Here is an 18,182-nt window from a genome sequence, read left to right on the forward strand (position 1 = left end):
TCATAATCGAGCTTTTCGGTCCGGATTTCGGCATGCCGAAGTCGTTCCCGATTGGGGGTCGTGCGGAGTGGTTTGCCGCCGGTGCGGCTCGAGTGGCTGTCCCGTTTCCCTGCGGGCTCCGTGACAACTCGAAGAACACTACACGACGCCCCGGCGGCGTTCAAACCCGTGCCGGGGCGCCCAGGCGGGCGTACGCTCTGTGGCATGACGAAGCATGCGCACATCGCACAGTGGTGGCCCGCCTGACGGCGGCCGCCCCCAGCGCATGCACCTCCACGGCCGCCGCTCCGGCGGCCGTTTTCGTATCTCCTCCCTCTCGCGGAGCCGGCCGTACGGTCCGGCGGTCCCGGGACAACGGGAGAGAGCACACCCATGGCACACACCACGACGGCACGGCCCAGGATCTTCAGCGGGGTCAAGCCGACCGGGCATCTGACCCTCGGCAACTACCTCGGCGCCGTGCGCCGGTGGGTCGAGGAGGACCAGTACCGGGCCGACGCGCTGTTCTGCGTCGTCGATCTGCACGCGCTGACCGTGGAGCACGATCCGGCGCGGGTGCGACGGCTGACCCGGCAGGCGGCCACGCTGTTCCTCGCCGCCGGTCTGGATCCGGCGCAGTGCACCTTGTTCGTCCAGAGCCATGTGGACGAACACGCGCGGCTGTCCTATCTGATGGAGTGCACGGCCGCCGACGGCGAGATGCGGCGGATGATCCAGTACAAGGAGAAGGTCGCGCGGGAGTCGGCGCGCGGCAGGAGCGTACGGCTGTCGCTGCTCACCTATCCGGCGCTGATGGCGGCCGACATCCTGGCGTACGGGACGGACCAGGTGCCGGTCGGCGACGACCAGACGCAGCACGTGGAGCTGACCCGGGATCTGGCGCGGCGGTTCAACCAGCGGTACGGGCCGGTCTTCACCGTTCCCCGGGCGACGGCTCCGCCGGTGGCGGCGCGGGTGATGGATCTGCAGGACCCGCTGTCGAAGATGGGCAAGTCGCACGGCGAGGGCAGGGGCATCGTCTATCTGCTGGACGAGACCGATGTCGTGCGCAAGAAGATCATGCGGGCGGTCACGGACAGCGGCAGCGATGTCCGGTACGACCGGGAGGAGCGGCCCGGGGTGGCGAATCTGCTGGATGTGCTCGCGGGGTGCACCGGGGGCAAGCCGGAGGTGCTGGCCGAGGAGTACACCTCGTACGGGGCGTTGAAGGGGGCGGTGGCCGAGGCGGTGGTGGAGCTGCTGCGGCCGCTCCGGGCGCGGCATGCCGAGCTGAGCGCGGATCCGGATTATGTGGACGGGGTGCTGCGGGCCGGGGCCGAGCGGGCCCGGGCGCTGGCCCGGCCACGGGTCGACGCCGCCTATGCGGCGGTGGGGCTGTTGCCGTCGGTCTGAGCCGCGGAATCCGGGCCGGGGCCGCCGGGCCCCGGCCCGGGGTCGCGGGCGGGTCAGCTGTTGCCGGAGGCCAGCTCGCGGCTGCGGTCGCGGGCCGCCTCGAGGGCGGCGATCAGGGCAGCCCGTACGCCGTGGCTCTCCAGTTCGCGGATGGCGCTGATCGTCGTACCCGCGGGGGAGGTCACGGCCTCGCGCAGCGAGACCGGGTGCTGGCCGCTGTCGCGCAGCATCGTCGCGGCGCCGATCGCCGCCTGGACGATCAGGTCGTGGGCCTTGTCGCGGGGCAGCCCGAGCAGGATTCCGGCGTCCGTCATGGCCTCGACGAGAAAGTAGAAGTACGCGGGACCGGAGCCGGAGAGGGCGGTCGCGGCGTCCTGCTGGCTCTCCGGGACGCGGAGCGTCTTGCCGACGCCGCCGAAGATCGCCTCGGCGTGGGCCAGGTGCTCCTCCTTGGCGTGGCTGCCCGCCGAGATGACGGACATGGCCTCGTCGACGAGGGCCGGGGTGTTGGTCATGACGCGCACCACGGGGGTGCCGACGGCCAGGCGGGCCTCGAAGAAGGAGGTGGGGATGCCCGCGGCGCCGGAGATCACCAGCCGGTCGGCGGGCACGTGCGGGGCCAGCTCGTCCAGGAGCGTGCTCATGTCCTGCGGCTTGACGGTGAGGATGAGGGTGTCGGCGGCCTTGGCGGCCTCGGCGTTGGTGACGGCCTCGACGCCGTAGCGTGACCGCAGCTCCTGGGCGCGCTCCGGGCGGCGGGCGGTGACCAGCAGATCGGTCGGTTTCCAGCCACCGCGGATCATTCCGCTGAGAAGGGCTTCGCCGATCTTTCCCGTGCCGAGCACGGCGACCGTCTCCGTCATAGTGCGGCTCACCTCGTGCGTTGCTGCGATGGATGGACGTCTCTCATCCTCGCACCGGGCAGCCGGGTGACGCGTCGATCCTTATTCATTGTTCGATGAATAATATTTTTCACCCCCTCCCCTCGGCTACCCGGCGTGACCCGATCGCTTGTGAGCGCTGGCGTCCGCCGGAGCGACCGGAACGAATCCGTCCTGTTCGATGCCTCTCCGTTCACAAGTTGGTTACATATCAACTTGCAAATGGTCACGGGGTTCTGGACACAATGGAGTTGAGTGTCGATACGTATAGGAGGGAGGCGATGGTGAGGACGGTCCGGCATACCGCTCGTGGGCTACTGGCCGTGGTATCCGTACTGCTCGCCCTCTTCATCGCCGCGGACTGCACGTCCGCGCAGGTCACCCATCCCGAAACGATCGCCTCGACGGTGTCCGCCGACCCCAAGCCGATCATCAAGGCTCTCTCCACCCATCATGATGACGGGGTCGAGGACTGCAACGGGCTCCGTAACGGACGAGCCCCGCTGACCGCACCCACACCGAGCGGCAAATACGGGTGTGTGTGCGGATGCGACGCGGGTGTGCCGATGCCGCGCACCGCGATCACCACATCCCGCACGGGCCGGGAGGCCGTGCCGGTCTCGAGATCGGGCGAGCTGCCCGTCACTCTCCAGATCTTCCGCTGCTGAGGGTTGCGCCGTCATATGCCGACGGCTCATGACGGCTTATTCCGTGCGCCCTCGCGCGTCACGTTTCCCGCTTCCTCACGCTTCGTGTGAGCAAGCGAGCTTCACCGCCAGCGACCGATTCCATCGATCCCACTGACGAAGTGCTATGCCATGCCCCCGCCTGCCCAGAGCCGGTGACGGGGCGCACTGGAGGCAACCCTCATGCGAAACTCTCTACTCGACCGTTTCCGCGGCGCCGGCGGCGCCGCAGGCTCTTCCCCTGGCGCCGGGACATTCCGCGCCGACTTCACCGCTTCCCTCGTCGTCTTCCTGGTGGCCGTGCCCCTGTGCGTGGGTGTGGCCGTCGCCTCCGGCGTCCCGGCCGAGCTGGGCCTGATCACCGGCATCGTCGGCGGTCTGATCACCGGCTGCCTGCCGGGCAGCAGCCTGCAGGTCTCCGGCCCCGCCGCCGGTCTGACGGTGCTGGTCTTCGAGGCGGTCCAGGAATACGGCGTCGCGGCACTGGGCGTCCTCGTCCTGATCTCCGGACTGCTCCAGCTGGCCATGGGCGCCCTGGGCTTCGGCCGCTGGTTCCGGGCGATCTCGCTCGCCGTGGTGCAGGGCATGCTGGCCGGCATCGGCCTCGTACTGATCGCCGGGCAGCTCTACGCGCTCGGCGACATGAGGGCCCCGAGCAGCGGGCTCGACAAGATCTTCGGTATTCCCGGGCTGATCGGCGATGTGGCCGGGTCGAGCGACTCGCTCACGGCCGTGGCCATCGGCGTCGGAACCATCCTGGTCCTGGTCTTCTGGCCGCGCTTCAAGCAGGGCGCCAAGATCCTCCCCGCGCCGCTGGCCGCGGTCATGCTCGCGACGATCGCGACGGTCAGCCTCGATCTGCCGGTCGCCCGGGTCGAGGTCAAGGGTCTGCTGGAGGCCATCCAGCCCCCCGGCCTCGGTGAGTTCACTCAGCTGACCGATGTGGGCATGATCGGGACCGTCCTCGCGTTCACGCTGATCGCGTCGGCGGAGAGCCTGTTCAGCGCAGCGGCCGTGGACCGGCTGCACGACGGTCCGCGCACCCAGTACGACAAGGAACTGATGGCGCAGGGCGCCGGTAACGCGGTGTGCGGTGTGCTCGGCGCGCTGCCGATGACCGCGGTGATCGTGCGCAGCTCGGCCAATGTGTTCGCCGGTGCCAAGACGAAGCTCTCGCGCATCCTGCACGGTGTGTGGCTGCTGGTCTTCGCGGTCCTCTTCCCCTCCGCGCTGGGCATCATCCCGATCGCGACGCTCGCCGGTGTGCTGGTGCACGCGGGCTGGAAGCTGATCCCGACCAAGGAGCTGCTGCCGCTGTGGCGGGAGCGCCGGGGCGAGGCGATCATCCTGATCGTGACCGCCGGGGCCATCGTCACCACCGACATGTTCGAGGGCGTCATCATCGGTCTGCTGCTGTCGGTCATCAAGACCGCCTGGGAGACCTCGCACGTCCACATCGACGTCACGGGGCGCGACGCCAACGAGGACCAGCCCATCAAGGTGCGGGTGCTCGGCAACGCGACCTTCCTCCGGCTGCCCAAGCTGCTGGACGAGCTGGAGGGGCTGCCCCGTGAGCGGGTCGTGGAGCTGGACCTGAGGGGTCTGCGCCATGTGGACCACGCCTGCGAGATGGCGCTGGCCACGTGGACCGAGCGGCACAACGCGGTCGTGAGCCATGCGGAACCCGTCGAAGAGGACACGAAAGTACCCGCGTAACACCTGAACGGCACAGCCCAGCCCCGGGCCCTCGGCGCTTCTCGCGCCGGGGGCCCGGGGCTTTTCGCCGGGCGTGCGGTTCGGCCGGGCGCGGTTCAGCCGCAGGCGACGGTGACGAAGCCGTCGCTTCCCGTCCTCACATAGGCGTCGGACACGTACTGCCCCGGCGCGATGCAGTCCCAGATGTCCGTCGAGCCGTACGGGCCGGACACCCGCTGACCGTGCGTCTGGCAGCGGATCGGCACCCGGGTGTCGGCCGGCAGCTTCTTGACCAGCGCGTAGCCCGTGCCGGGACCGCTGCGGACGTTCACCTGGTAGCCGGGCGCGGTCGGATAGGTGACGGCTTGCGCGACGGCTTCTTCCATGGCCATGTGGCCCTCCCCCGTTGGATTGTCATTCCGAACTTTGTGCGAGTGGTGCACATGTCGGATGTCGGATCAAGTGACACGACATGCGGAGGTTAACAAGGCTCGTACACATCATCGACTAGGCTCGCCGAGTCGCTTAGCGGGCCGATGACACGGGGGTGGGGCATGCCGCCGGGGCGCGGAGCCGGGACGGGGCCAGAAGCGGAAGACATGGAGTACGCCGGGCAGTACCGACTGGAGGCACTCCTCGGCTCGGGTGGCATGGGCGTGGTCCATCTCGCCCGCTCGGCGTCGGGCCGACGGCTCGCGGTGAAGGTCGTACATGCCGAGTTCGCCGAAGACCCCGAGTTCAGGGCGCGGTTCCGGCAGGAGGTGGCGGCCGCGCGGCGGGTCAGCGGGGCGTTCACGGCGCCCGTCGTGGACGCCGATCCGGAAGGGCCGCGGCCCTGGATGGCCACCACCTACATCCCCGGCCCGACCCTGGCCGAACACGTCAAGCGGAACGGCTCGTTGGCGTCGGACGAGGTGGTGGCGCTGGCGGCCGGGCTGGCGGAGGCGCTGCGCGACATCCATCGGGTGGGGGTCGTCCACCGCGATCTGAAGCCGAGCAACGTGCTGCTCGCGGCGGACGGCCCGAAGGTCATCGACTTCGGGATCTCCCGGCCGTCCGACAGCGAACTGCGCACCGAGACGGGCAAGTTGATCGGCACGCCGCCGTTCATGGCGCCCGAGCAGTTCCAGCGGCCGCGGGCGGTGGGCCCGGCGGCGGACGTGTTCGCGCTGGGGTCGCTGCTGGTGCACGCGGCGACGGGGCGGGGGCCGTTCGAGTCCGAGAGCCCGTACATCGTGGCGTACCAAGTGGTGCACGACGAGGCCGATCTGGCGGGGGTGCCGGACGAACTGCTGCCGCTGATCGAGCGCTGTCTGGCCAAGAACCCCGCGGAACGGCCCACCCCGGATGCCCTGATGACCGTGTTGCGGGCGGTCCGCGGGCCGCAGCCGCCGGAGGCGCGGGGGCCCGTCGCCCCCGTGGTGCTCCCGGCGCAGCGGGTGGCGGAGCCACGGGTGCCGTCCGGGCTTGAGGCGGAGTCCGAGCCCGAGGCGGCGCCCGGGTCCGAGGTGGCCGTGCCCGAGGTGGCCGTGCCCGAGGTGGCCGGGGAGGCCGCGCCGCGGGGGCGCCGGGGTGTGCGGCGGTGGGTCCCGGCGGCGCTCGCCGCGCTCGTCCTGCTGGGCGCGGGCACGGTCGTGGGACTGAGTCAGCTGGACGAGCGGGAGTCCACCGCGGAGCGGCATCCGCGCAACAGCGCCGCGACCACCACCGCGTGGCGGCCGTGGGAGCGGGAGCTGCGCGGCGGAGCGGCCGAGGCGAAGGCCGAGGGCGCCCGGCCCGCGTCCTGTTCGTACGGGGACGGCGCGCTGTACTGCGCGGCGCGCGGGGTCCAGGCCGCCCGGCTCGACCCCGCCGACGGCCGGGTGGTGTGGTCGCGCCCGGCGCCCACGAGCCGCCCCGCCGGGACGACCACGCCCGCGCCGGTCCCGGCGGGCGGTCTGGTGCGGATGGTGTCGCCGGACGGGACGCGGCTGGAGGCGCTGGATCCGCGTACCCACGCGGTCCGCTGGAGCCGCGAGGTGTCCGCGTACGGCGGCCGGGTGTACTCCGCGGGCGGCACGGTGCTGCTGGTCGCGGCGGACGGCACCGTCACTGCGGTGAACGGGGCGACGAACCGGGAGCGTTGGAGCCATCGCCTGGCCGGGCACCCGGAGCCGAGCTTCTTCGCTTACGGCGACGGCCGCACCGCGTACGCCCTCACCACCGCCCCCGACGGCCGGCACACACAGGTCACGGCGATCGACACGGTGCGCGGTACGACGCGCTGGCAGCGCTCGCTCTCCGGCACCCTCACCCCCGTGGGGCAGGGCCCGGACGGCGTCCTCCACCTGACGGAGGCCGATGAGCAGACCCGTACCGTCGCCGTCGTCCGCTACGACCCGGCGCGGCGGGCCGAGCGGCGGTCCGAGCTGACCGTCCCGGTGTCCCTGAGCAGCGCCGCCGTCCGGGGCGACCGGGTGTATCTGCTGGGCGAGGACGGCGGGTTGGTGGCCGTCGACACCGCGCGCGGGGCGCAGCGGTGGCGGATGGAGACCTCGGTGGCCAACGCCTCGCCGCTGGTGGTCTCGGGTGAGCGGCTGTACTTCTCGTCGGCGGACGGCCGTCTGCTGGCGGTGGACACGCGGCGGGCCCGGCTGCTCGGCCAGACCCGCCCCCGCGCGGACCGCCCCGGCGGCCAGGGCTTCCTGGCCCTGATGCCCGCGCCGGTGGCGGCGGCGGGCAAGGTCTTCGCGACGGCCCCGGACGGCACGGTGTTCGCCGTGGACGCCCGGGATCCGGCGCGCTGGTGAACTATCCCGGACTCATCCCAGCCGGGTGACGTCCCGGACGGCGCCCTTGTCCGCGCTGAGGGCCATGGCCGCGTAGGCGCGCAGGGCGGTGGACACCTTGCGCTCGCGGTTCTTCGGGGCGTAGACGCCGCCCAGGGCTTCGCGGCGGGCGGCCAGCTCCTCGTCGGGCACGAGGAGTTCCATCGTGCGGGCCGGGATGTCGATGCGGATCCGGTCGCCGTCCTCGACGAGGGCGATGGTGCCGCCGGAGGCCGCCTCGGGGGAGGCGTGGCCGATGGACAGGCCGGAGGTGCCGCCGGAGAAACGGCCGTCGGTGATCAGCGCGCAGGCCTTGCCCAGGCCCCGGCCCTTGAGGAACGAGGTGGGGTAGAGCATTTCCTGCATGCCGGGGCCGCCCTTGGGGCCCTCGTAGCGGATGACGACGACGTCGCCCTCCTTGACCTGCTTGTTCAGGATCCGCTCGACGGCTTCCTCCTGCGACTCGCAGACGACGGCCGGGCCTTCGAAGGTCCAGATCGACTCGTCGACGCCCGCGGTCTTCACGACGCAGCCGTCCTCGGCGAGGTTGCCGTAGAGGACGGCCAGGCCGCCCTCGGTGGAGTAGGCGTGCGCGACGTCGCGGATGCAGCCGCCCTCGGCGTCGGTGTCCAGGGTGTCCCAGCGCTCGGACTGGGAGAAGGCGGTCGCGGAGCGGACGCAGCCGGGCGCGGCGTGGAACAGCTCGACGGCCTCGGCCGACGGCGAACCGCCGCGGATGTCCCACTGCTTGAGCCAGTCGGCGAGCGAATCGGAGTGCACCGAGTGCACGTCCTCGTTGAGGAGGCCCGCGCGGTACAGCTCGCCGAGGATGGCGGGGATGCCGCCGGCCCGGTGGACGTCCTCCATGTAGTAGACGCCGCCGGGGGCGATGTTGGGCGCGACCTTGGACAGGCAGGGCAGCCGGCGGGAGATCTCGTCGATCGCCTGCATGTCGAAGTCGAGCCCGGCCTCCTGGGCCGCGGCCAGCAGGTGGAGGATCGTGTTGGTGGAGCCGCCCATGGCGATGTCGAGGGCCATGGCGTTCTCGAAGGCGGCGCGGGAGCCGATGTTGCGCGGCAGGACGGTCTGGTCGTCCTGCTCGTAGTGGCGCTTGGTGATCTCCACGACCGTGCGCCCGGCCGTCTCGTACAGCTCCTTGCGGGCGGTGTGGGTGGCCAGCACCGAGCCGTTCCCCGGCAGGGCGAGGCCCATCGCCTCGGTGAGGCAGTTCATCGAGTTGGCGGTGAACATGCCGGAGCAGGAGCCGCAGGTCGGACAGGCGTTGTCCTCGATGAGGGCGATGTCCTCGTCGGAGACCTTGTCGTTGACGGCCTCGGAGATCGCGGTGATCAGGTCGAGCTTGCGGACCGTGCCGTCGACGAGGGTCGCGCGGCCGGACTCCATGGGGCCGCCGGAGACGAAGACGGTCGGGATGTTGAGCCGCATCGCGGCCATCAGCATCCCGGGCGTGATCTTGTCGCAGTTGGAGATGCAGATCAGCGCGTCCGCGCAGTGCGCCTCGACCATGTACTCGACGGAGTCGGCGATCAGGTCGCGGGAGGGCAGGCTGTAGAGCATCCCGCCGTGGCCCATCGCGATGCCGTCGTCGACGGCGATGGTGTTGAACTCGCGCGGGATGCCGCCCGCCGCGTGGACCGCCTCGCTGACGATCCGGCCGACCGGCTGGAGGTGGGTGTGGCCGGGCACGAACTCGGTGAAGCTGTTGGCCACGGCGACGATCGGCTTGCCGAAGTCCTCACGCGCTACGCCGGAAGCCTGCATAAGGGCGCGGGCGCCCGCCATGTTGCGGCCGTGGGTGACGGTGCGAGACCTCAGCTCGGGCACGGTGCTCGGCTCCCTCGTAAGTGCGTCCTGTGAAGCGGACCTGCGGATCGGTTCGGAGTCTTCTGACTCTACGCCTGTGGGGCGCGAATCCCGATGCGGTGTCCGGATCCAGAGACGGGCGGCTCACAGTGCGGAATCAGGCATCACTTCTCGGTGAGATACCGCTGGAGCGTCGGGCCCACCATGGCGATGATCTCGTCCACGGTCGCCGAGGCCACCGGCTCCATCTTGATCACGTACCGCAGCATCGCGACCCCGAGGATCTGGGCGGCCGCGAGCTGGGCCCGGAACTCCGGGTCCGGCACGTCCAAGTCGCGCGCCATCCGCATCAGCAGCCGCCGCTCGATCATCCCGCGCAGTACGGCGGCGGCCGCCTCGTTGGTGAGCGCGGAGCGCATCACCGCCAGCAGGGGCAGCCGGGAGACCGGGTTCTCCCAGGTGGCGAAGAAGAAGCGGGCCATCCGCTCACCCGCGCCCGCCGGGCTGCCGCCGTGCACCGCGTCCGGGGCGCCCATGGCGGGTGCCAGGATCAGCTCGATCGCCGCGCCGAAGACCTGCTGCTTGGTGCCGAAGTAGTGGTGGACCAGGGCCGGGTCCACCTCGGCGGCCTTGGCGATGCCACGGATGGAGGCCTTGTCGTAGCCGCGCTCGGCGAACTCGTTGCGCGCCGCGGTCAGGATCCGGTCGCGGGCCCCGGGCCCTTCGGCCACGCTGCCGCGGGCCGGGCGGCCGCGGCCGCGGCGGGGCCCGGCGGCGGGCGGCGGGGGCGGGGGTGTGGGCGGGGGTGTCGCGGGAGTCACTTCCGGCGCACCGCCCTGCCCGTCCGGGAGGCCGGGGTCGGGGAGGCCAGATGGAGCCGGGTGAAGGCCAGCGCCTCCGCGAGATCCGCCTCGCGCTCGGCCTGGGACATGGCCCGCCGGGTGTTCACCTCGACCACCACATGGCCGTCGAAGCCGGTCGTGGCGAGACGTTCCAGCAGCTCGGCGCAGGGCTGGGTGCCGCGCCCCGGCACCAGGTGCTCGTCCTTGTTGGAGCCGTGGCCGTCGGCGAGGTGGAGATGGGCGAGCCGGTCGCCCATCCGGTCCACCATGTCCAGGGCGTCCGTGCGGGAGGTCGCGGTGTGCGACAGGTCGATCGTGAAGTGCCGGTAGTCGTCCTTGGTGACGTCCCAGTCCGGCGCGTACGCGAGCATCTCCCGGTCCCGGTAGCGCCACGGGAACATGTTCTCCACCGCGAATCGCACGTCGGTCTCGTCCGCCATCCGCCAGATTCCGCGTACGAACTCGCGGGCGTAATTGCGCTGCCACCGGAACGGCGGGTGGACGACGACGGTGGACGCGCCCAGCCGCTCGGCCGCCGCCTTGGCCCGCTGCAGCTTGACCCACGGATCGGTGGACCACACCCGCTGAGTGATCAGCAGACATGGCGCGTGCACGGCAAGAATCGGCACCCCGTGATACTCCGAGAGGCGGCGCAGCGACTCGATGTCCTGGCTGACCGGATCGGTCCACACCATGACCTCGACACCGTCGTAGCCCAGCCGCGCGGCGATCTCGAAGGCCGTCGCCGTCGACTCCGGATAGACCGAGGCGGTGGACAGGGCGACCTTCGCATCCGGGATGCGCACCACTGGCTCTGTCACGAGGGACAGCGTACGGCCGCTGCTCTGTGCGACTAAACCGCGACCGCCGATCACGTCATGCGGGCGTCATGCGGGCAGGCGCCTCAGGCGTCATGTGGGCAGGTGGTCGAGGCGTCATGTGGGCAGGTGATCGAGGCGGCGCAGAATGACCCCCTCGCGCAGCGCCCACGGGCAGATCTCCAGCACCTCGACGCCGAACAGATCCATGGCGGCCTCGGCGACCAGCGCCCCCGCCAGCAGCTGCGGGGCCCGCCCGTCGGACACCCCCGGCAGCTCGGCGCGCTCCGCGACGGTCATGGCCGCCAGCCGGGGCACCCACTCCGCCAGCGCCTTGGCGGTCAGCCTGCGCTCCACGTACGGCCCCTCGGCGGAGCGTGCCGCGCCCGCTATCCGGGCCAGCTGCTTGAAGGTCTTGGAGGTGGCGACCACCTGGTCCGGTGTGCTGTGGCGGCTGAAGTCGCCGACGATGCGGGCGATCTCGGTCCGCACATGCCGGCGCAGGGCGCGGACGTCCTCCGGGCCGGGCGGGTCGCCGGGCAGCCACGCGGCGGTCAGCCGGCCGGCGCCCAGCGGCAGCGAGACCGCCGCGTCGGGTTCCTCGTCGAGCCCGTACGCGATCTCCAGCGAGCCGCCGCCGATGTCCAGCAGCAGCAGCCGTCCCGACGACCAGCCGCACCAGCGGCGGGCGGCCAGGAAGGTGAGCCGCGCCTCGTCCTCGCCGCTGAGCACGCGCAGCCGTACGCCGGTCTCCTCGGCGACCCGGGCGAGGACGCCGTCGGCGTTGGCGGCCTCCCGTACCGCGGAGGTCGCGAACGGCAGGACCTCCTCGACGCCCTTGTCCTCGGCCGCCTGCAGCGCCTCCTTGATCACCGCGATCAGGCGATCGACGCCTTCGGAGCCGATCGCCCCGTCGCCGTCGAGGAGTTCGGCCAGCCGCAGTTCCGCCTTGTGGGAGTGGGCGGGCAGCGGGCGGGCGCCCTGATGCGCGTCCACCACCAGCAGATGGACCGTATTCGAACCCACGTCGAGGACACCGAGTCTCATGTCCAGAACGCTACTGTGCGCCTGGCGTGGTCATGCACGGGATCCCACCCGGGCCCGTGCGGTCCCCGTCCCCGGCGCCTCCATGGCGGGGGCATACCCTTGCACCGTGGCAAAGACGAAAAAGGCGAAGCAGGACAAAGGCCGAAAGAACGCCCCGGAGCAGGAGCAGAGCCCCGAGCAGGCGCCGGTCTCCTCCCCGGCGGCCCCGCCCGCGGACGAGGTCGGCCTGGACTTCGCCCGCGCCTGGATCGAATTCCCCGACCCCGCCGACGAGGAACAGGTCTTCCGCTGTGACCTGACCTGGCTGACCTCCCGCTGGAGCTGCGTTTTCGGCCAGGGCTGCCAGGGCATCCAGGCCGGTCGCGCCAGCGACGGCTGCTGCACGCTGGGTGCGCACTTCTCGGACGAGGAGGACGAGGAGCGGGTCGGCCGCCACATGGCCCGGCTGACCCCGGACATCTGGCAGTTCCACGACGAGGGGCACGCCCGGGGCTGGGTGGAGGAGGACGAGGACGACGGCGACCGCCAGACGCGCCGCTACGAGGGCTCGTGCATCTTCCAGAACCGCCCCGGCTTCGCGGGCGGCGCGGGCTGCGCGCTGCACATCCTGGCGCTCCGGGAGGGGCGCGAACCGCTGGAGACCAAGCCGGACGTCTGCTGGCAGCTGCCGGTGCGGCGGTCGTACGAGTGGGTCGACCGGCCGGACGACACGCAGGTGCTGCAGATCACGATCGGCGAATACGACCGCCGGGGGTGGGGCCCGGGCGGGCACGACCTGCACTGGTGGTGCACCTCGGCGGTGTCGGCGCACGGCGCCGGGGAGCCGGTGTACGTGTCGTACCGGCCGGAGCTGACGGAGCTGATGGGCAAGGCGGGGTACGACCGGCTGGCGGAGCTGTGCGAGGCGCGGCTGGCGGCCTCCCTGCCCCTGGTGGCCCCCCACCCGGCGGACCCGGTGGGCTGAGGGGGCCTTCTCCCCCACCCCGCCGCTTCCCGTAACCAGGGGGCTGCGTCCCCTGGACCCCCGCTTGCGCGGGGCCGGGGCGCCGGGCCTTCGGGCAGCGGCGAGCCCACCACCCGGCACGGCTGCGCGGCATCGACCCCGCGCCACGGCAAGAGCCGGGGCGCCGGGCCCCGGTGCTGGGGCCGCGGGCAGGGGCGAGCCCACCCGGCACGGCTGCGTGGCATCGGCACCAGACCGCCGCGACGGACTCGGCGCCACGGCGAGAGCCGCGACTCGGCGGTGCCGAGGCGCCGCGCCGGGCCCCGGCACCGGAGCCTCGGGCAGCGGCGAGCCCACCCGGCACGGCTGTGCGGCATCGGCCCCCACCCCAACCCGACGGACTTGGCGCCGGGGCGTGGGGACGCGGCACCCTCGCGGCGGCTGCCGCCGCGCCCGCTAATCCTTCGGCGTCGGCGGGTCCGAGGGGGGCGGGGTGGACGGGGGCGAGGGGGTGCCGGGGGGTGTGGGGGTGGGAGTCGGGGCGGGGCCCTGGCCCTCGATCACCACCATCGCGCCCGACGGCGCGACCATCACCCGCGCCCGCCACCGGCCCGGTGGCTCGCGCTCCTCGTCGACCGACACCGTGATCGTCACCGACTCGCCGGGGCGCAGCTCACCGGCGGTGCGGCTCAGCTGGAGCCAGGGGGCGCCGCCCGACGCCGAGGCCGACCAGTACACCGGGGCGCCGCCCGAGGCGGCCAGGGTGATGACCGTCACATCGCCGCTCGGCTGGGCCTCCACGGTGAGCCGCCCGGGCCCGGGGGCGGGGCGGGGAGGGGCGGATTCGCCGCCGTGGCGGCCGCCGCCGCTCGGGCGGCGGGACCGCCCGGCGCCCGAGCCGAGCCGGTCCCGGTCGCCGTCCGCGCCGATGACCTCGACCGTCACCTCGGCGGCCCCCGGCGCGCCGGCCCGGGTTCGCAGCCGGGCCGCGCCGGAACGGTCCTGCGCGCTGCCCGCCTGCTCGTACGCACGTCCGGCGGACCGATCCTGCTCACCGGCCGGAGCCTTGCCCGCGCCGTCCGCGCCGTCCGCACCGTCCGCGTTGGCGGCGGCCACCGAATCCGTGTCGTGCTCGTCACCGGCGAGCGGCGCGCCCCGGTAGGCGGCCCACAGGGCGAGCACCGGGGCGGCAATGACCGTGGCGACCACGGTCGTGGTCAGGGCGCGGCTGCGCAGCCTGCTGCGGCGGGCGGCCCGGTCCTGGGGGTCCAGCGGGAAGCCGCGCCGGTCGAAGCGCGGACCGGCCGCGGCGCGCACGGGGCGGGCGCTCAGGGCGCACAGCATCGCGGCGTGCACATCGGGGCGGGGGGCCTCCAGCACCGGCAGCGCGGCGGGGGCGGCGGCCGTGCCGGGCCAGGGGCCGTCCGCCGTGGCCCGCTCCGCCATCCGGCGGCATTCGCGGCAGTCGTCGACATGGCGCACCAGCTCGCGGCGGAGCGCGGCGGAGAGCAGCACCTGGGTGTCGCCCGCGCGGCGGGCGACGACGGGACAGTGGCCCAGTTCGACGACGGCGAGCGCGGCGCGGGTCCGCTCCACCTCGCAGGCGGCGCTGGAGAGCAGGGCGCGGGTCTCGTCGGGCTCCTTGCCGAGCGCGGCGGCGACCTCGGCGGGGGTGAGCTGGTGGCGGACGTGGAGTTCGAGCGCCTCGCGCTGGGCGGCGGTGGTCCCGGCGGCCTCGGGCCAGGCGAGCGCGGCGAGTTCGCGGCGGCGCGCGTCGGCGACGGGTTCGGGCGGCGCGGTGCCCGGACCGTCCCGCCCGTCCCGCGGGTCCCGTTGCTCCCGCAGCTCGGCGAGCTTGCGCAGACAGGCCCAGCGGGCGACCGCGTAGAGCCACGGACGGCTCGGCTCCTCCTCGGCCTCCGCGCGCCCCCGCCCCCGCCCGAGCCGCCGCTCGGCGACGGCCAGCACATCGCCGAGCGTGACGGCCGCGGCGTCGTGCTCGCACAGGACCGACAGGCAGTAGGTGAACAGACCGTCCAGATACGGCTCGTAGCGCGCGGGGGGCCGCTGGGGGCGCGTGGTGGCGACGCGGGGCGCGCGGCGCTTCGCCCGGTGTGCGCCGGCGGCGTGTGTCGAGTGCTCGGACCTGCTGCTCATCACCCGGTGACCGTAGGCGGATGATGCAGACTTGCTCGCCTTACTTGGGCAGTTTTAATCCTTACGGGTGACCATCTCCCTCATAAGGGGACAGGTGTCCCCCTCCCGTGCCCCGGAACTGCTATGCGCACCCGGGCCGGGCAAGCGCTGCCGGGCGCACCGCTGTCGGTGGGCGACGCTAGCGTTGACGCCATGGCTGCCCGTAGCTCCTCCCGTTCATCCGCCAAGGACCGCCCTTCCTACCGCTGCACCGAATGCGGCTGGACCACGGCCAAGTGGCTCGGCCGCTGCCCGGAGTGCCAGGCGTGGGGCACGGTCGAGGAGTTCGGCGCGCCCGCCGTGCGGACCACCGCGCCCGGCCGGGTCACCTCGGCCGCGCTGCCCATCGGCCAGGTCGACGGCCGCCAGGCCACCGCCCGCTCCACCGGCGTGGACGAGCTGGACCGGGTGCTCGGCGGCGGCCTGGTACCCGGCGCCGTGGCGCTGCTGGCCGGGGAGCCGGGGGTCGGCAAGTCGACGCTGCTGCTGGACGTCGCGGCCAAGGCGGCCAGCGACGACCACCGGACGCTGTACGTCACCGGGGAGGAGTCGGCGAGCCAGGTCCGGCTGCGCGCCGACCGCATCGGGGCGCTGAGCGAGCATCTGTATCTCGCGGCCGAGACCGATCTGTCCGCCGTGCTCGGCCATCTCGACTCGGTGAAGCCGTCGCTGCTGATCCTGGACTCCGTGCAGACCGTCGCCTCCCCCGAGATCGACGGCGCGCCCGGCGGCATGGCGCAGGTGCGCGAGGTGGCCGGGGCGCTGATCCGGGCGTCCAAGGAGCGGGGCATGTCCACGCTGCTGGTCGGCCATGTGACCAAGGACGGCGCGATCGCGGGTCCCCGGCTGCTGGAGCACCTGGTCGACGTGGTGCTGCACTTCGAGGGCGACCGGCACGCCCGGCTGCGGCTGGTCCGCGGCGTCAAGAACCGTTACGGGGCGACGGACGAGGTGGGCTGCTTCGAGCTGCACGACGAGGGCATCACCGGCCTCGCCGACCCGTCGGGGCTGTTCCTCACCCGGCGCGCCGAGCCGGTGCCCGGCACCTGTCTGACCGTCACCCTGGAGGGCCGCCGGCCGCTGGTGGCCGAGGTGCAGGCGCTCACCGTCGACTCGCAGATCCCCTCCCCCCGCCGCACCACCTCCGGCCTGGAGACCTCCCGCGTCTCGATGATGCTGGCCGTCCTGGAGCAGCGCGGCCGGATCAGCGCGCTGGGCAAGCGCGACATCTACAGCGCCACGGTGGGCGGGGTGAAGCTGTCGGAGCCGGCGGCGGACCTGGCGGTGGCGCTGGCACTGGCGAGCGCCGCGAGCGACACCCCGCTGCCCAAGAACCTGGTGGCGATCGGCGAGGTGGGACTCGCGGGCGAGGTCCGGCGGGTCACGGGGGTCCAGCGGCGGCTGTCCGAGGCCGCCCGGCTGGGCTTCACCCACGCCCTGGTGCCCTCCGACCCGGGGCGCGTCCCCGATGGCATGCGGGTGCTGGAGGTGGCGGACATAGGGGACGCACTGCGCGTATTGCCCCGGCGCGAGCGCGCCGACCGGCCCCGCAAGGACGCCCCCGAGCAGGGTTGATCAAGGGGGCGAACGCGGTGGTGAGCGGGGCGGTCCGGCCCGCGGTGAGGGCCGTGCTCCGGCTCCCGCCGCGGGCGTACGCCGGGAGACCCCACGGGAGGCCGGGGACCGCCGGTAGACTTTGCCCTGGTCTCGCCCCTACGTAGCCTCGTACACCGCCGCGGAGGGGCGACTCGCGGCACCGATTCAGACCTTGTGACGGAGGAGTGCAGTGGCAGCAGGCGACCGGGCATCGAATCCCGGCAAAGCCGACGGTCTGATGCGTGCCACTCTGAGCGCTGTCGCGCCGGGCACGGCGCTGCGCGACGGCCTTGAGCGCGTCCTCCGTGGAAACACGGGCGGGCTCATCGTGCTCGGCACCGACAAGACCGTCGAGTCGCTGTGTACCGGCGGCTTCGTCATCGACGTCGAGTTCACCGCCACGCGGCTGCGCGAACTGTGCAAGCTGGACGGGGCGCTGGTGCTCGACAAGGACATCAGCAAGATCGTGCGGGCGGGGGTGCAGCTCGTCCCGGACGCGGCGATCGCCACCGAGGAGACCGGCACCCGGCACCGCACCGCGCAGCGCGTCTCCATCCAGACCGGGTTCCCGGTCGTGTCCGTCAGCCAGTCCATGCGGCTGATCGCGCTGTACGTGGGCGGGCAGCGGCGGGTCCTGGAGGATTCGGCCGCCATCCTCTCCCGCGCCAACCAGGCGCTGGCCACCCTCGAGCGGTACAAGCTGCGGCTGGACGAGGTCGCGGGCACGCTCTCCGCGCTGGAGATCGAGGACCTGGTCACCGTCCGGGACGTCAGCGCCGTCGCGCAGCGGCTGGAGATGGTGCGGCGCATCGCCACCGAGATCGCCGAGTACGTGGTGGAGCTGGGCACGGACGGCCGGCTGCTCTCGCTGCAGCTGGACGAGCTGATCGCGGGCGTCGAGCCGGAGCGGGAGCTGGTCGTACGGGACTACGTGCCCGAGCCGACCGCCAAGCGCACCCGCACCGTCGCCGACGCGCTCGCCGAGCTGGACCGGCTCACCCACACCGAGCTGCTCGAACTCCCCATCGTGGCCCGCGCCCTGGGGTACACGGGCTCCCCCGAGACCCTGGATTCGGCGGTCTCCCCGCGCGGCTTCCGGCTGCTGGCCAAGGTGCCGAGGCTGCCGGGGGCGATCATCGAGCGTCTGGTGGAGCACTTCGGCGGGCTGCAGAAGCTGCTGGCCGCGAGCGTGGACGATCTGCAGATGGTCGACGGCGTGGGCGAGGCCCGGGCCCGCTCGGTCCGCGAGGGCCTGTCGCGGCTGGCGGAGTCGTCGATCCTGGAGCGGTACGTATAGCGACACGGCGAAGGGGGCCGGAACCGCGTCGGCGGATCCGGCCCCCTCTGCCGTGAGCAGGTCCCAGGGGGTGTCGTGTGGATCAGGCCGGATCAGCGAGCGGCGTCTGGTGCAGGGGGCACCTCCCAGCGGTAGCTGGGGGAGGCTCGCAACCCGCG

The 18,182-nt window shown here is 72.8% G+C and carries 14 protein-coding genes; 7 read left to right on the top strand and 7 right to left on the bottom strand.

The window, feature by feature from the left end; genetic code table 11:
• Nucleotides 1-372: 372 nt before the first annotated feature.
• Nucleotides 373-1,392, top strand: a complete 1,020-nt coding sequence (trpS, locus tag ABZ562_RS40170) for a tryptophan--tRNA ligase (protein ID WP_361490152.1) — start codon at nucleotides 373-375, stop codon at nucleotides 1,390-1,392.
• A 53-nt stretch (nucleotides 1,393-1,445) separates the two neighbouring features.
• On the opposite strand, the gene proC is transcribed toward trpS, so the two are convergent.
• Nucleotides 1,446-2,255 carry a pyrroline-5-carboxylate reductase gene (proC, locus tag ABZ562_RS40175; RefSeq protein WP_361490155.1) on the bottom strand — a complete coding sequence of 270 codons (810 nt, stop codon included), beginning with the start codon at nucleotides 2,253-2,255 and terminating at the stop codon, nucleotides 1,446-1,448.
• A gap of 341 nt (nucleotides 2,256-2,596) precedes the next feature.
• Here proC and ABZ562_RS40180 point away from each other — a divergent pair, with 341 nt between their 5' ends.
• Both ABZ562_RS40180 and ABZ562_RS40185 read left to right on the top strand, forming a co-directional pair.
• Nucleotides 2,597-2,941, top strand: coding sequence for a hypothetical protein (locus ABZ562_RS40180; protein WP_361490157.1), 345 nt, complete (start codon nucleotides 2,597-2,599; stop codon nucleotides 2,939-2,941).
• A 201-nt stretch (nucleotides 2,942-3,142) separates the two neighbouring features.
• On the top strand, nucleotides 3,143-4,675 hold the full coding sequence (locus ABZ562_RS40185) for a SulP family inorganic anion transporter (RefSeq protein WP_361490160.1): 1,533 nt from the start codon (nucleotides 3,143-3,145) through the stop codon (nucleotides 4,673-4,675).
• 95 nt (nucleotides 4,676-4,770) lie between these two features.
• On the opposite strand, the gene ABZ562_RS40190 is transcribed toward ABZ562_RS40185, so the two are convergent.
• On the bottom strand, nucleotides 4,771-5,046 hold the full coding sequence (locus ABZ562_RS40190; protein ID WP_361490163.1) for an SH3 domain-containing protein: 276 nt from the start codon (nucleotides 5,044-5,046) through the stop codon (nucleotides 4,771-4,773).
• Between the two features lie 207 nt (nucleotides 5,047-5,253).
• Here ABZ562_RS40190 and ABZ562_RS40195 point away from each other — a divergent pair, with 207 nt between their 5' ends.
• The gene (locus ABZ562_RS40195; RefSeq protein WP_361490165.1) at nucleotides 5,254-7,443 is read left to right on the top strand and encodes a PQQ-binding-like beta-propeller repeat protein; all 2,190 of its coding nucleotides are present in this window, start codon (nucleotides 5,254-5,256) and stop codon (nucleotides 7,441-7,443) included.
• Between the two features lie 12 nt (nucleotides 7,444-7,455).
• Here the strand turns inward: ABZ562_RS40195 and ilvD are convergent, their stop codons facing one another.
• The 4 genes from ilvD to ABZ562_RS40215 all read right to left on the bottom strand — a co-directional run bounded on the left by ilvD (nucleotide 7,456) and on the right by ABZ562_RS40215 (nucleotide 11,992).
• Nucleotides 7,456-9,306 (bottom strand): dihydroxy-acid dehydratase, encoded by a 1,851-nt coding sequence (ilvD, locus tag ABZ562_RS40200; RefSeq protein WP_361490168.1) that lies wholly within the window; start codon nucleotides 9,304-9,306, stop codon nucleotides 7,456-7,458.
• A gap of 143 nt (nucleotides 9,307-9,449) precedes the next feature.
• Nucleotides 9,450-10,106, bottom strand: a complete 657-nt coding sequence (locus ABZ562_RS40205; protein ID WP_361490170.1) for a TetR family transcriptional regulator — start codon at nucleotides 10,104-10,106, stop codon at nucleotides 9,450-9,452.
• Entirely contained in the window at nucleotides 10,103-10,948 is an 846-nt protein-coding gene (locus ABZ562_RS40210; protein WP_361490173.1) for a sugar phosphate isomerase/epimerase, read from the bottom strand. Before ABZ562_RS40210 ends, ABZ562_RS40205 begins: the two co-directional genes overlap by 4 nt.
• Before the next feature lie 114 nt (nucleotides 10,949-11,062).
• A complete protein-coding gene (locus ABZ562_RS40215) occupies nucleotides 11,063-11,992 on the bottom strand; it encodes a Ppx/GppA phosphatase family protein (RefSeq protein ID WP_361490176.1) in 930 nt (309 codons plus the stop codon).
• Between the two features lie 106 nt (nucleotides 11,993-12,098).
• Between ABZ562_RS40215 and ABZ562_RS40220 the strand changes: the two genes are divergently transcribed.
• Entirely contained in the window at nucleotides 12,099-12,956 is an 858-nt protein-coding gene (locus tag ABZ562_RS40220; protein ID WP_361490179.1) for a hypothetical protein, read from the top strand.
• Between the two features lie 435 nt (nucleotides 12,957-13,391).
• On the opposite strand, the gene ABZ562_RS40225 is transcribed toward ABZ562_RS40220, so the two are convergent.
• Nucleotides 13,392-15,092 carry a sigma-70 family RNA polymerase sigma factor gene (locus ABZ562_RS40225; protein WP_361490182.1) on the bottom strand — a complete coding sequence of 567 codons (1,701 nt, stop codon included), beginning with the start codon at nucleotides 15,090-15,092 and terminating at the stop codon, nucleotides 13,392-13,394.
• Nucleotides 15,093-15,284: 192 nt separating this feature from the next.
• Between ABZ562_RS40225 and radA the strand changes: the two genes are divergently transcribed.
• Nucleotides 15,285-16,706, top strand: a complete 1,422-nt coding sequence (radA, locus tag ABZ562_RS40230; protein ID WP_361490184.1) for a DNA repair protein RadA — start codon at nucleotides 15,285-15,287, stop codon at nucleotides 16,704-16,706.
• A 259-nt stretch (nucleotides 16,707-16,965) separates the two neighbouring features.
• Complete coding sequence (disA, locus tag ABZ562_RS40235) at nucleotides 16,966-18,024, top strand: DNA integrity scanning diadenylate cyclase DisA (RefSeq protein ID WP_055557245.1); 1,059 nt, start codon at nucleotides 16,966-16,968, stop codon at nucleotides 18,022-18,024.
• Nucleotides 18,025-18,182 lie beyond the last annotated feature (158 nt).

It is taken from the genome of Streptomyces sp. NPDC019937, assembly GCF_040631655.1.
GTDB lineage: Bacteria > Actinomycetota > Actinomycetes > Streptomycetales > Streptomycetaceae > Streptomyces.

What these genes read in the sequence shown, in the direction of transcription:
- trpS (WP_361490152.1), top strand. Translation starts at nt 373, where the DNA reads ATGGCACACACCACGACGGCACGGCCCAGGATCTTCAGCGGGGTCAAG.
- proC (WP_361490155.1), bottom strand. Translation starts at nt 2,255, where the DNA reads ATGACGGAGACGGTCGCCGTGCTCGGCACGGGAAAGATCGGCGAAGCC.
- ABZ562_RS40185 (WP_361490160.1), top strand. Translation starts at nt 3,143, where the DNA reads ATGCGAAACTCTCTACTCGACCGTTTCCGCGGCGCCGGCGGCGCCGCA.
- ABZ562_RS40190 (WP_361490163.1), bottom strand. Translation starts at nt 5,046, where the DNA reads ATGGCCATGGAAGAAGCCGTCGCGCAAGCCGTCACCTATCCGACCGCG.
- ABZ562_RS40195 (WP_361490165.1), top strand. Translation starts at nt 5,254, where the DNA reads ATGGAGTACGCCGGGCAGTACCGACTGGAGGCACTCCTCGGCTCGGGT.
- ABZ562_RS40215 (WP_361490176.1), bottom strand. Translation starts at nt 11,992, where the DNA reads ATGAGACTCGGTGTCCTCGACGTGGGTTCGAATACGGTCCATCTGCTG.
- ABZ562_RS40225 (WP_361490182.1), bottom strand. Translation starts at nt 15,092, where the DNA reads ATGAGCAGCAGGTCCGAGCACTCGACACACGCCGCCGGCGCACACCGG.
- radA (WP_361490184.1), top strand. Translation starts at nt 15,285, where the DNA reads ATGGCTGCCCGTAGCTCCTCCCGTTCATCCGCCAAGGACCGCCCTTCC.
- disA (WP_055557245.1), top strand. Translation starts at nt 16,966, where the DNA reads ATGCGTGCCACTCTGAGCGCTGTCGCGCCGGGCACGGCGCTGCGCGAC.